The organism is Rhodococcus sp. IEGM 27 (assembly GCF_033142305.1).
In the GTDB taxonomy this organism is placed as follows: Bacteria; Actinomycetota; Actinomycetes; order Mycobacteriales; family Mycobacteriaceae; genus Rhodococcus_F; species Rhodococcus_F oxybenzonivorans.
Map to the genome: position 1 here is coordinate 1 of NZ_JAWLSG010000015.1, position 14,459 is coordinate 14,459.

3 protein-coding genes are annotated in these 14,459 nt (G+C 66.7%); 2 read left to right on the forward strand and 1 reads right to left on the reverse strand.

What is annotated here, in order from left to right; genetic code table 11:
* Together R4P95_RS30100 and R4P95_RS30105 are read left to right on the forward strand one after the other, a co-directional pair.
* On the forward strand, window positions 1–12,319 hold a 12,319-nt coding region (locus tag R4P95_RS30100; protein WP_317747592.1), incomplete at its 5' end, for a non-ribosomal peptide synthetase.
* A gap of 237 nt (window positions 12,320–12,556) precedes the next feature.
* Window positions 12,557–13,687 carry a magnesium and cobalt transport protein CorA gene (locus tag R4P95_RS30105; RefSeq protein WP_213576325.1) on the forward strand — a complete coding sequence of 377 codons (1,131 nt, stop codon included), beginning with the start codon at window positions 12,557–12,559 and terminating at the stop codon, window positions 13,685–13,687.
* Between the two features lie 76 nt (window positions 13,688–13,763).
* On the opposite strand, the gene R4P95_RS30110 is transcribed toward R4P95_RS30105, so the two are convergent.
* Window positions 13,764–14,354, reverse strand: coding sequence for a hypothetical protein (locus tag R4P95_RS30110; protein ID WP_109333357.1), 591 nt, complete (start codon window positions 14,352–14,354; stop codon window positions 13,764–13,766).
* Window positions 14,355–14,459 lie beyond the last annotated feature (105 nt).

A 14,459-nucleotide genomic window follows, 5' to 3' on the forward strand; every position in this document is an offset into this window, starting at 1 on the left:
GGTGTTGCGGGGTGGGTCGGGTGGGGAGTTTGTGGTGGGGTATGTGGTGCCTGAGTGTGGGGTGGTGGTGGAGGGTCTGGCGGTGGTGGAGTGGGTGGCGGGGGTGTTGCCGGGGTATATGGTGCCGTCGGTGGTGGTGGTGCTCGATGAGTTGCCGGTGACGGTGAATGGCAAGCTCGACCGCAAGGCCCTCCCCGAACCCCACTTCACCACAGCGGGGTATCGCGCTCCGACGACACCCGTGGAGCAGTCTGTCGCCACAGCTTTCGCTGACGTCCTCGGTGTCGACCGCGTCGGCGCGGACGACAGCTTCTTCGCACTCGGTGGCGATTCGCTCAGCGCCACCAGGGCGGTGGCCCGCATCAACAGCGCGCTGGAGACGACACTCGCTGTGGGCGTGCTGTTCGACAACCCCGTGGTATCCGACCTGGCCGATCGGATCGGGCCGTCCCTGCTGACGAACTCCGTTACCCCGGAACTGACCGCGCGACCGCGGCCCGATCGGCTTCCCCTTTCTCTGGCGCAACAGCGTATGTGGTTCATCAACCAGTTCGACACCTCCTCACCGGCATACAACATTCCGGTTGCGCTACGTCTGGACGGCGTGATAGACCTGCCGACTCTCCGGGCGGCACTCGGTGACGTCATCGAACGGCACGAGACACTGCGTACCATGTATCCCGGTTCTGCCGACGGACCCCATCAAGTGATCGTGGAGACGAGAACCGCCATCCCCGAACTGGATTCGACATCCGCTACCGAACGGGACCTTCGAGATCTCCTCGCCACCTTTTTCGGCAAGGGATTCGATGTCACCGAGGAACTGCCCATCCGGGTGACGTTGGTGAGCCTCGCTCCCGAGAGTCACGTCCTGGCCCTCGCCGTACATCACATTGCGGCCGACGGCTTCTCGATGACGCCCCTGGCGCGCGATGTGATGCTTGCCTACACCGCGCGCAAACAACAGCGCGCGCCCGGCTGGGCACCGCTGCCCGTGCAGTACGCCGACTACAGCCTGTGGCAGCGCGAGGTCCTGGGCACCGAGGACCAGCCCGAGTCGGTGCTGTCGGAGCAACTCGGCTACTGGATCCGGACGCTGTCGGGCGGCCCGGAGGTTCTGCCGTTGCCCCTGGACCGACCGCGACCCAGACAAAGATCCTCCCGGGGTGCCGTCGTCACCCGCGACATCGCGCCTGCCGTGCATTCCGCCTTGCTCGACCTTGCACGCCAAGCTCGTTCGACTCTGTTCATGGTGATGCACGCGGCCTGGGCAGTGCTGCTCCAACGGCTGTCGGGCTCACACGACGTGGTGGTGGGAACGCCGATCGCGGGCCGCGGCCACCGGGCGCTCGACGATGTAGTGGGGATGTTCGTCAATACGCTCGTGCTCCGCACGTCGGTGCCGTCAGGGGCATCGTTCGCCGACGTACTCACCGAGGTGCGCTCAGCTGACCTCGGCGCATTCGAGCACGCGGACATCCCGTTCGAGCGGCTCGTAGACGAGTTGGTGCCCGAGCGGTCCACTGCGCACACACCCCTGTTCCAGGTGCTCCTCGAGTTCCGGAACGACACGCGCGTACGCCTGGAACTGCCGGGGTTGGCAGTCGAATCTCTCGACGTCGATCTCGAGGTGGCGCAATTCGACTTGCAGCTGAGCCTGGCCGAACGGCTCGACGAGAACGGGATGCCGACCGGGATCACCGCCGGCTTCCGGTACGCGACCGACGTATTCGACCGCACATCGGTCGAGCGTCTCGCGCACCGCTTCCTCCAGGTGGTCGAGACCGTGTCGGCAGACCCGACGGTGCTCGTGGACGACGTCGACCTCCTCCTCCCGGCGGAGCGCGAGTTCGTGCTCACCTCCGCGCATCGACCGGCACAGCACGTCGCGCCGTCGACGTTGGCGGACGTTTTCGACCGTGTGGTGGCCGCCGCCGGCGATGCCGTCGCCGTGCGTTGTGACGGCTCGTCCGTGACCTACCGGGAACTCGACGACCGGGCGAACCGGCTCGCGAGACTGCTGGTCGATCAGGGGGCGGGCGCGGAAACACTGGTGGCCGTGGTCATGACGCGTTCCGTCGACTTGGTGGTTGCGCTTCTGGCAGTGGTGAAGTCGGGCGCCGGGTACCTCCCTGTCGATGTAGCCTCTCCTCCGGAACGGCTGACCTTCCTGCTGAGCGATGCCCAGCCGAGATGTGTACTGACCACCACCGCGGACGCACCGGTTGTCGATACTGCCTGCGCCCCGGTCATTGTCGTGGACGACCCCGACACGCTGACCGCGGTGCAACGCTTCTCGCCCCTGCCGATCACGGATGTCGACCGGTGCAGTCCGTTGCACCCGGACTCGGTGGCGTACGTGATCTACACGTCGGGCTCCACCGGACGGCCGAAGGGTGTGCAGGTCTCGCATCGCAACGTGGTTGCCTTGCTGGCACAAACCCAGTCGCTGTTCGGTTTCGGGCCCGACGACGTGTGGACCATGTTCCATTCCGCCGCATTCGACTTCTCGGTGTGGGAGATGTGGGGAGCGCTCGCGCACGGTGGCCGGCTGGTACTGGTGGACTACTTCACCGCGCGCTCACCCGAGAAGTTCCTCGAACTCCTGCGCGGTGAATACGTCACAGTCCTGAACCAAACTCCCACTGCCTTTTACCAGTTGGCAGAGGCGGATCGTCTGGCCGGTGGTCTCGGACTGTCCCTCCGGTACGTGATCTTCGGTGGGGAAGCCCTCGAATTCGCGCAACTGCAGCGCTGGTACGCACGCCGGGACGACACCGCGCCGGTTCTGGTCAATATGTACGGCATCACGGAAACGACGGTGCATGTCAGCCACCTGCCGATCGACCGGGACACCGTGACGGAGCAGCCCGCATCCGTGATCGGCCGGGGCCTACCCGGGCTGCGCGTCTACGTCCTCGACGACCGGCTGCATCCGGTGCCGCCGGGCGTGATCGGGGAACTGTACGTCGCAGGGGAGCAGGTGTCGCGCGGATACCTCGGCCGTCCCGCCCTCACGTCCGCCCGGTTCGTTCCCGACCCGTTCCTGCCGGAGTCCCGGATGTACCGGTCCGGTGACCTCGGCAGGTGGAACCGCGACGGGCAGCTGGAGTACCTCGGCCGCAATGACCTCCAGGTGCAGGTGAAGGGTTACCGGATCGAACTCGGTGAGGTGGAGTCGGCTCTCCTCGCGTGTGAAGGAGTGGCGCAGTCTGCGGTGACGGTGCACGGGAGTCGATTGGTGGGGTACGCCGTGCCGGAGACCGGCGTATCGATCGACCCGGCTGTGGTCATCGACGCAGCAGCAAAGAGGCTGGCTTCGCACATGGTGCCGGCAGCAGTGGTGGTTCTCGACGAGATGCCGTTGACGGCGAACGGCAAGCTCGACCGGAAAGCTCTGCCCGAACCGGACTTCGGTCGACAGGTCACCACGAGTCTTACCCCCCTCACCGAGACCGAACGCATTCTCGCCGGCCTGTTCGCCGAGGTCCTGGGCCTCGACACGGTGGGCGTCGACGACTCGTTCTTCGCCATCGGTGGCGATTCGATCATGTCCATCCAGCTGGTCACCCGCGCCAAGGCAGCCGGGGTGGTGATCTCGCCGCGAGATGTGTTCGAACGTAGAACCGTTGCGGCTCTGGCCGAAATCGCCGGACAGGGTGACCAGGCGGTGATTCTGGAGGAGCTGCCCGGTGGCGGTGTCGGGGAGATTCCGTTGACCCCGATAGTGCGGTGGCTCCTCGGCCGAGGCGGAGATTTCCGGCGTTACTCGCAGACCGCACTGTTCACCGTGCCTGCGACCTTGGACCAGGACACCCTGACGCAGGCCGTCCAGGCCCTGCTGGATCGGCACGACCTCCTGCGGTCGCGTCTGTACCGCACCTCGCACACCGAAGAGGGCTGGTCGATGGAGGTGCAGGCCGAAGGGGCGGTGCGGGCGGCCACGCTCGTACGCCGGGTGCCGGTGGACGGTGACGGCGTCTCCGATCTCGCCGCGAGGGAACTCGACGCAGCCCTCGATCGGCTCGACCCCGAAACGGGTGTGATGATGCAGGTGGTCTGGCTCGACGCGGGTCGCCGGGGGGATGGCCGGTTGCTGATCGCCGTCCATCATCTGGCGATGGACGGAGTGTCCTGGCGGATCATGATCCCGGACCTCGCCACGGCGTGCGCGCAACTGCAGTCCGGCGCGACACCGGTGCTGGAGCCACCGGGAACGTCGATGCGCCGATGGGCGTATGCACTCGCCGACGCCGCGCACGAGCCTCGTCGAACAGCCGAACTCGAACTGTGGCAACGGATACTGGACGCGCCCGACCCCATCCTGGGCTCACGCCCCGTGGCCGAATCGGACACCGCCCTCACCGCCGAGGACGTGGAAGTGCACCTTCCGGCCCCGTTGAGCGAGACACTGCTGACGACCGTGCCACAGGCATTCCACGGCAGCGTGGGAGACGGGCTGTTGACGGCGCTGACCATGGCGCTGATCCGGTGGCGGCGACACCGGAGGATCGATGTCGAGGACGCCTTGGTGAATCTCGAAGGCCACGGCCGTGAAGAGCAGGTGGTACCCGGGGCAGATCTCTCCCGCACGGTCGGATGGTTCACCACCATCTTCCCCGTGCGTTTCGATCTCAGCGGAGTGGACCTCGACGACGCGTTCGCGGGAGGCCCGTCCGCAGGAGCCGCGGTGAAGGCTGTCAAGGAAATACTCCTCGCCGTACCCGACCACGGCATCGGCTTCGGACTGCTCCGGCACCTGAACAACGAAACTACGGAGACACTTTCACGACTGTCGCCTCCGCAGGTCAGTTTCAACTATCTCGGCAGAATGGGCGGAACAGCTCCGGAGAACGCCGAGGGATGGGTGCCCGTCGACGAACCCGCCCTACGCGAGAAGGCGGCTGCAGACCTACCCGTCGCGGCGGTCGTCGACGTCAATGCGATGACCATCGACGCGGGCGAAGGCCCGCAGCTGAAATCCACGTGGAGTTACCCGCCGGGCGTCCTCACCCGCGACGAGGTCGACGAACTCGCGCAACTGTGGGTGCAGGCACTCGCCGCCCTCGGTGCGCACGTCGAGTCGGGCGGCGGCGGCTTCACGCCATCGGATTTCGATCTCGTCGAACTGGGGCAGGATGCGATCGAGACCCTCGAACGTCGCTGCCCCGACCTGACCGATGTGTGGCCGCTGTCGCCTCTGCAATTCGGCATGCTCTTTCAGGCCGAGCTTGCCGACGCCTCCGTCGATGCCTACCTCGTGCAGATCGGTCTCGACCTTCGCGGTGAGGTGGATGCACCTCGCCTGCGTCGCGCGGTCGCCGCTCTGGTCGACAGACACGCCAACCTACGCACCGCTTTCCTGCACGACGCCGAGGGCAACACCATGCAAGTCGTCCGGCGACACGTCGAGGTGCCCTGGCGTGAGGTCGATCTGACCGCGCTCGACGACACCGCGGCGGCGTCCGAGATCAGGCGACTGGAGGCCGAAGACAGGATCCGCCCGTTCGACCTGACCTCCGCGCCGCTGATCCGCTTCACACTGATCACGTCGGCACAGAACCGATACCGGCTGGTGTCGGCCAACCATCACATCCTTCTCGACGGCTGGTCGATGCCGCTGCTGATCACGGAGTTGCTGACGCTCTACGCCACCGACGGTGACCCGTCACCCCTCCCACGTGTGCGCGGCTACCGCGACTATCTGGCGTGGATGAAGCACCGGGATCTCGAACCCTCCCGGGCGGTGTGGGCCCGGGCTCTGGCGGGGGTGGAGGGGCCGACGCTGCTGGCAGCCCGGGCGACCGGGGTGAGCGGAGCGAGGGATGATTCAGCAGCCGTCGAACGTCGGCGGCAGTTGTCCACCATTCCGCAGGAGTGGGTGTTCGACCTGGACGAGGACGAGACCACCCGCCTGCGCGAGCTGGCGCGTTCTCGCGGGGTGACGATCAACACTCTCGTCCAGGTGTGCTGGGGAATTGTGCTCGGTACGTTGACCGGCCGCGACGACGTACTGTTCGGCGCCACCGTCTCGGGGCGGCCTCCCGAGCTGGCGGGCATCGAGACGATGATCGGCCTGTTCATCAACACATTGCCCGTCCGGATCGAGCTGCGTCCCGAAGAATCGATGGGTGCGCTCCTCGAACGTGTCCAGGCCGAGCAGGCGGCGTTGCTGGATCACCACTACCTGGGTCTGGCCGAGATTCAGCGCGCCGCGGGGCCCGAGGTCGGCTTCGACACCTTGACCGTGTTCGAGTCGTACCCGGTCGATCGCGCCGGGCTGTCGACCGACACCGATATCGCCGGGATGCGCGTGGCGGGGGTGGATGCGCACGATGCGGCCCATTACCCGCTGAGCCTGGTCGCGTCTGTCGACATTCGTCTCCACCTGAAGTTCGAGTACCTGCCCGACGTCTTCGCGGCGGACGCAGTTGAAGGCATCGCCGGGCGTGTGCTGCGGGTTCTCGACGCGTGCACCCGGCCGGAACAGCCGTTGGCCGCGCTGTCGCTGCTCACCGACGACGAGCGCGCCGAGCTGGTTCCGGTCCGCGGTCGTCCGGGCGGGTCGGCCCGCACTCTGCCCGAAATTTTTGCCGATGCCGCCGCGCTCGATCCGGACGCGATCGCACTGTCCTTCGAAGACGAGCACGTGAGCTACCGCGAGCTGGACGAGCGGTCGAATCGTCTGGCGCGCGCACTCATCGCCCGCGGTGTCGGACCGGAGAGCTTCGTGGCCATCGGAATACCGCGGTCCCTCGACTCCATGCTGTCGGTGTGGGCGGTGGCGAAGACGGGAGCGGCGTTCGTGCCGATCGACCCCAGCTACCCCGACGAGCGCATCACGCACATGCTCGCCGATTCCGGAGCCGCACTGGGCGTGACCACCACGAAGCACCGTGGCCGCCTCCCCGGAGCCGCGCACTGGCTGATGCTGGACCACCCCGACTTCACAACCGAATGCGCCGATTGTTCGGAGGCGCCGGTCACCGCAGTCGAGCGTACCGGTCCGATCGCGCTGGACACCGCCGCGTATCTGGTTTACACCTCGGGGTCCACGGGCCTGCCCAAGGGTGTCCTCGTCACCCATCGTGGTCTCGACAACTTCGCCCTCGACCAACTCGAAAGGTTCGGCGCGACAGGGCAATCGCGCACCCTGCACTTCTCGACACCCAGCTTCGACGGTTCGGTATACGAGTATCTGCAGGCCTTCGGGGCCGGCGCGACGATGGTGATCGCGCCGCCCACGGTATTCGGCGGCGAAGATCTGGCACGGCTCCTCGCGGAACGGGAGGTCACCCACGCGTTCATCACCACCTCGGCGCTGGCGTCACTCGACCCAGCCGGGTTGGATCACCTGGCGGACGTGGTGTTCGGCGGTGAAGCGTGCCCACCCGATCTGATCGCCCGCTGGGCACCGGGCCGTCGGCTGTACAACGGGTACGGGCCGACCGAGACGACGATCATGTCCAACATCAGCGCACCGCTGGTTCCCGGCGGTCCGATCACCATCGGCGGCCCCATCCGCGGCGTGACGGAACTGGTACTCGACACCCGATTGCAACCGGTCCCGGTCGGAGTTCCGGGTGAGCTGTATCTCGCCGGGGCAGGTCTGGCCCGCGGCTATCACCGTCGACCCGCGCTCACGGCCGAACGGTTCGTCGCTGATCCCACGCGACCCGGCGAAAGGATGTACCGCACCGGGGATGTCGTGCGGTGGACCGCGGACCACAGCATCGAGTACCTGGGCCGCAGCGACTTCCAGGTCAAGGTCCGGGGTTTCCGCGTCGAACTCGGCGAGATCGACGCCACCCTCATGTCGGAGCCGGACGTCGGGTTCGCGGCCACGATCGCGCACCGCGGTCCCGCCGGTGACACGCTGCTGGTGTCCTACGTCGTCCCGGCGGCGGGTCGCGTCCTCGACAGTGCCGTGCTCACCAGGAGTCTCGAACGCCGTCTGCCGTCGCACATGGTGCCGTTCTCGATCGTCCTGCTGGATCGAATCCCGTTGACGGCAGTCGGCAAGCTGGACCGCACGGCACTGCCGGAGCCCGACTTCCTGTCCACGACAGGTCCATACCGGCCGCCGGCCGACCCGATCGAGGAAGCGGTAGCCGACGTCTTCGCCGACGTACTCGGACTAGGGCGGGTGGGTGCCGATGCCGGATTCTTCGACCTCGGCGGCAATTCCCTGAGCGCGACCCGCGCGATGGCCCGGTTGCGGGCGTTGCTCGGCATCGACTGTGGGGTCCGTGACCTGTTCGAGGCGCCCACCGTGGCCGCGCTGGCCGCACGAATCGAGCACGCCGGTGCGCGGCAGTCCGAACGCCCGGTGCTCGCACCCCGCACGCGACCCGAGAACATCCCGCTGTCGTTCGCTCAGCAGCGCATGTGGTTCGTCAACCAACTCGACACCACCTCGGCCGCCTACAACATCCCGATCGTGGTCCGACTGAGTGGTGCGCTCGATGTGCGGGCGCTGAGCTCGGCGATCGCCGATGTCTTTACCCGGCACGAGTCCCTGCGAACGACGTTCCCGATCGGCGAGGACGGGCCGGTCCAACGAATTCTGCCCGCCGAGAGCGCAGGGCTCACACTGATCCCGGTCGCCGTGGTGGACGAGCATCATCTGCGAGAGAAGCTGACCCGGCTGGTGTCGGCGGGATTCGATGTCACCGCGCGGGTACCGCTGCGGGTGCGCCTGTTCTCGCTCACCGCCACCGAGCACGTGCTTGCCGTTGTGGTGCATCACATCTCGGCGGACGGGTTCTCGATGGTCCCGCTGGTGCACGACGTGATGACGGCATACGAAGCCCGTGCCCGCGGCGACGCGCCCGCGTGGGCACCGCTGCCGGTGCAGTACGCCGACTACACCCTGTGGCAACGGGAGCTGCTGGGCTCGGCCGACGACCCCGAGTCGCTGATCGGGACGCAGCTCGCCTACTGGAGGAATGTGCTGGCAGGAACACCCGACCTCCTCGAACTGCCCACCGATTACGACCGACCTTCCCAGCAATCCTTCCGCGGCGGCCGCATCGGCTTCACCGTCGACCGCGGCCTCCATCGACGGATCAAAGAACTGTCGCGGCGCCTTCGCTCCACGGAGTTCATGACCGTCCATGCCGCACTCGCCGTGCTGCTGTCACGGCTCGGCCGCACCGACGACGTCGTGATCGGAACGCCGATCGCCGGCCGCGGAGAACCCGCGCTCGATGATCTGGTCGGCATGTTCGTGGGCACGCTCGCCCTGCGGACGCACGTCGATTCCGCAACGTCCTTCACCACCCTGGCGGCCCAGTGCCGTGATGTCGACCTCGGTGCCTTCACCCACGCCGACGTTCCCTTCGAACGCGTCGTGGAGGCAGTGGGTCCGACTCGATCGACGGCGCACTCACCGATCGTCCAGGTCTCCCTCGAGTTCCAGAACAACGAGCAACCAGTGCTGACACTTCCGGATCTGGAGGTTCGTGCACTCGATCCCGAACTCGCCGTCGTCAAGGTGGATCTCGAATTCCTCCTGGCCGAGAAGTTCGACGTGAACGGTGCACCGGAAGGCATGGATGGCGCCATCGATTTCGCGACCGATCTCTTCGATGCCGGCACCGTCCGAGGTTTCGCCGACCGGTTCCTGCGGATTCTCGACGCTGTGACCGAGAACCCCGACCGGCCGGTCGGCGACCTCCCGCTCCTCGACGAGGTGGAGACGCGGGCCCTGGTTCCTGCCCGCGGCGCACCCGACATGCGCCCGGAACTGTGGCCCGACCTGCTCACCGCTGCCGCCGCACTCGACCCCGACTCGGTGGCGCTGTCCTGCGAGGGCAGGCACGTGCGTTACCGCGAACTCGACGAGTGGTCCAACCGGTTGGCCCGCGTCCTCCGTGGCCGTGGGGTGGGGCCGGAGACCTTCGTCGCGCTCGGAATGCCCCGCTCGATCGAAGCCGTGGTCTCGATCTGGTCGGTCACCAAGGCAGGCGCGGCCTTCGTGCCCGTCGATCCGGCCTACCCACGCGAACGCGTCGACTTCATGCTCACCGACTGCCAAGCCTCGTTGGGCCTCACCGTGCGAGCTCACCGAGACACTTTGCCGGACACTGTTGCGTGGCTGGTGCTGGACGACGACAACGTCACCGAGCAGATGGCGGCGGAGTCGTCCGCGCCACTGACAGATGAGGACCGGACGAGCCGATTGTTACTCGCCCATCCGGCGTATCTCATCTATACCTCCGGCTCGACGGGGAAACCGAAGGGCGTCGTCGTCACTCACCAGGGCATGGCGAACTTCACCGCGGAAACGCGCGACTGCTTCGAGGTCACGCCCGAGGCCAGGGTGTCGCATCTGGCGTCCCCGAGTTTCGATGCGTCGGTGTTCGAGCTGATGATGGCGTTCAGCGCCGGGGCGCGGGTGGTGATCGTGCCGCCCACCATCGTCGGTGGCAGCGAACTGGCTCATCTGTTCCGGCGCGAGCGCGTCACCCATGCCACCATCACACCCACCGCGCTGGCGGCGCTCGACAACGACGAACTCCACTCGCTTCGTGTCCTCGACCTGGTCGGCGAGGCATGCCCGCCGGAGGTGGTCGCGCAGTGGGCGCCGGGTCGCAGCCTGCACAGCGGGTACGGACCCACGGAAACCACCATCCAGGCGAGTGTCAGCGCCCCGATGCATGCCGGTGAAGGGGTGAACATCGGGGGGCCGGCAGTAGGACTTGCGTTCCTGGTCCTCGACGAGCGACTGCAACCGGTGCCCGTCGGTGTGCACGGCGAGTTATACATCGTCGGGCCGGGTATGGCACGCGGGTACCACAATCGGGCGGCGCTCACCTCCGAACGCTTCGTCGCCTGCCCCTTCTGCGAGCCGGGGTGCCGGATGTACCGGACCGGCGACGTGGTGCGCTGGCGCAAGTCGGCGAGCCCGGCGACGGGGGATGTCACACCGCACACCCTCGAGTACATCGGGCGCAGCGACTTCCAGGTCAAGGTCCGTGGCTTCCGCATCGAGCTCGGCGAGATCGACGCCGTGCTCGCCCGTCATCCGGCGGTCGCCTTTGCTGCCACCATCGGTCACACAGCTCCCTCGGGCGACGCCGTACTCGCCTCGTATGTGCGGGTACAGGAGGGACAGGAGGTGCGGCCCACGGAACTGCGCACCTACGCGTCCGAGCGCCTGCCCGCACACATGACGCCGGCCGCGGTGATCGTCCTCGACGAAATCCCGATGACCCCTGTCGGCAAACTCGACCGAAAAGCGCTGCCCGCACCAGAATTCGGTTCCAGTGGAGCGACGTTCCGGGCACCGGCCACGGACACCGAACGCGTAATCGTGGAAGCGTTCGCCGAGGTCCTCGGCGTGGAGCGGGTCGGCGTCGCGGACAGCTTCTTCGACCTCGGCGGTAACTCCCTCCTCGCCACCCGGATCGTCAGCGCCCTCGAGGCCAGACTGGAGCGGACGGTTCCGCTGCAATGGATGTTCCTCGACCCCACGCCTGCGGGGATCGCCCACCGTCTCGAACTGCCGGCCCGCGCCACCGGTGTGGAAGAGGCACTCGCCGTCGTGATTCCCTTGCGGGCGCAGGGAAGAGGTACCCCGTTGTTCTGCGTGCACCCGGGAATCGGGCTCTCGTGGGGCTACGCCGGCCTCGTCCGGTACCTACCGCCGGACCGGCCGGTGTACGGACTGCAGCTTCCCGCGATCAGCGGTGAGCCGTTACCCGAGTCGATCGAACAACTCGCCCGCCGCTACGTCGAAGAGATCAGGAACATACAGCCCGAAGGTCCCTACGACCTGTTGGGCTGGTCGCTCGGCGGGGTCATCGCGCATGCCATGGCCGTCGAACTCCGGGCCTCGGGGGACGAGGTGGCCACCCTCACCCTCATGGACAGCTACCCCGAGGACGGAGAGCAACCCGCAGTCGGTCAGCTCGACCTGCGGGAGCTGCTCCGGGGCCTCGGCGTGGAGACAGACCTGTCGGACAACCAGCTCACCTACGAGCGTGCGGCCCAGTTGCTCGGTGAAACATTCGGGGCCGAAGCCGGCGTCACCGCAGAGCATCTCGAACGGATCGCTGCGGGGTACGAGAACTCCCAGCGTCTCGGGTACCGGTTCGTTCCGCGGGTGTACGACGGCAACGTGCTCTTCTTCCCTGCCGTGCGCAACGGAGACGGCGGCGCCCGCGCGCGGTCCGCCGAGGAGTGGCGGTCGCTCGTGACCGGCCGGATCGACGAGCAGCCCGTCGATTGCGGGCACAACGACATGATCGAACCGCAGTCCCTCGCCGTCATCGGGCCCGTCCTGGCACGCTCGCTCGAGGTACGTGAACGGTGACCCGGCCAGGGCGGGAATGGCCCTGCTTCCCTGAATCGGCCCGACAGGAGTAGTCTGTCCTGCGGTCTGCAGAGTGCAGTCGCCGCTCGCGTCTGTGAGCATGTCGAGGAAGTGGAGGTGAGGCGTCCGATGAGAAGCCAACCTCCCAGTATCTACTGAAACCGTTTCACCTCGCCGGGGAACGGTTTCACAGTCGTGTGTCCACTTGCACGCATCCTTCCTCGAAAGACCAGTGCCATGCCACAATTGCGTCCCATTCGTTCCCTGCTCCCGAGCCGTTCCGCCGGTCTGTCCGACGCCGAGACCGGTCACGTCGCCCCGCGTCGCGCACCCGAACCGACGCCGGCCGAAGAAACTGTGGTCAACAGCGCCGTCTATCGTGACGGAAAGAAGATCGCGACACCGGCCACGCTGTCGGAGGCGCTGGGCAGCTTGCCGGACGCGTCGTCGATGGCCTGGATCGGCATGTACCGGCCCAACGACGCCCAGTTGTACGCTGCAGCAGCGCAATTCGATCTTCACGAGCTGGCGGTCGAGGACGCGATCGTCGCGCACCAGCGTCCCAAACTCGAACGCTACGGCGAAACGTTGTTCGTGGTGCTGCGGGCCGCACGGTACTGCGACGAAACCGAGCGCGTCGAATTCGGCGAGCTGCACATCTTCTGTGGGCCGACGTTCGTGCTCACCGTGCGGCACAGTGAGTCACCCGACCTGTCGGCGGTGCGCAGGAGGATGGAAGGGAACCCGGACCTGCTGAAGCTGGGACCCGAGGCGGTCCTGTACGCAATCCTCGACGCGGTGGTCGACGGCTACGCCCCGGTGGTGTCGGGCCTGCAGAACGACATCGACGAGATCGAAACCGAGGTGTTCAGCGGCGAACCCGGTGTGTCGCGGCGAATCTACGAACTCACGCGTGAGGTCATCGAATTCCAGAGGGCCACAAGGCCGCTGCTCGGAATGCTGCGCGGGCTGTCGGCGGGATTCGAGAAGTACAACACCGACGAGGAACTGCAGCGGTATCTCCGTGACGTTACCGATCACGCGACGGTCGTCGTGGAGCGGGCGGACGGATTCCGCCAGTTGCTCGGCAACATCCTCACCGTCAACGCGACTCTGGTGTCGCAGGAACAGAACGAGGAGATGCGGAACCTCACCCAGGCGAGCTACGCGCAGAACGAAGAAATCAAGAAGGTATCGGCCTGGGCGGCAATCCTGTTCGCCCCCACCCTCATCGGGACGGTGTATGGCATGAATTTCGACCACATGCCGGAACTGCACTGGGTGGGCGGATACCCGTTCGCCCTGTCGCTGATGATGCTCACGTGCGCGGGCCTGTACACCATCTTCAAACGGCGTGGCTGGTTGTGAGCGGAGGTCGGCTGCGGGTGGACCCGCAGCCGACCTGACAACCAGTTAAGGCTCGTCGACCCGCAGCCTCGGGCTGTCAGAGCTCATCAACACAGACGACGAACTTGCGCTCGGGGTATTCGTAGCCGTTGGAGGACGTGGTGCACGAATCCACGGACGTGGCGCCCTGCACGATTTCGGTCACCTTGACCCCGTCGACGGCGGTGGGGTCGGTGCACTCGATGCGCTTGGGATCCTCACCACCGACATCCATGCATCCGCCGATGACCCAGTCGACGTCGAGGCAGATCGCGCCCTGCTCGACTCCGCCGAGGGTCTCGTAGTAGTACGAGTCGGCGTCGCTGATGCACTGGCTGTTCTGCTCCGCCTTGGCGATCACCTTGTAGTTCGACTCGGGGCTGCCGCACGCCGCCTTGTCGATCTCGGCGTCGGTGATCGTGCCGCCGAGCTTGACGCACTCGCCGATCGCTACTTCGAAGTCGACGTCTCCGCCGGCGTCCACACCTTCCTGTCCGTCGATCACGGTCGTCGACTCAGTGGTAGTGGCCGAAGCCCCCGACTCCGGCACTGCCGTGGGAGTGACCTCCGAACCGCACCCCGTGACGAGAACCGCCGTCGCCGACAGTGCGACGACCGCGGTGCACACCCGCCGAACCAGACCTGCCATCTCAACCCCACCTCGTTCTGGATGGCAGTGCCACCCGAATTTCCGGGATGGCGGTGCCACCTACCTTCCCGGATGACCGCTTGCCATCCCGGCTCCACGCGCATG

Coding starts and splice junctions, on each gene's coding strand:
- R4P95_RS30110 (WP_109333357.1), bottom strand. CDS start 14,354: ATGGCAGGTCTGGTTCGGCGGGTGTGCACCGCGGTCGTCGCACTGTCG.
- R4P95_RS30105 (WP_213576325.1), top strand. CDS start 12,557: ATGCCACAATTGCGTCCCATTCGTTCCCTGCTCCCGAGCCGTTCCGCC.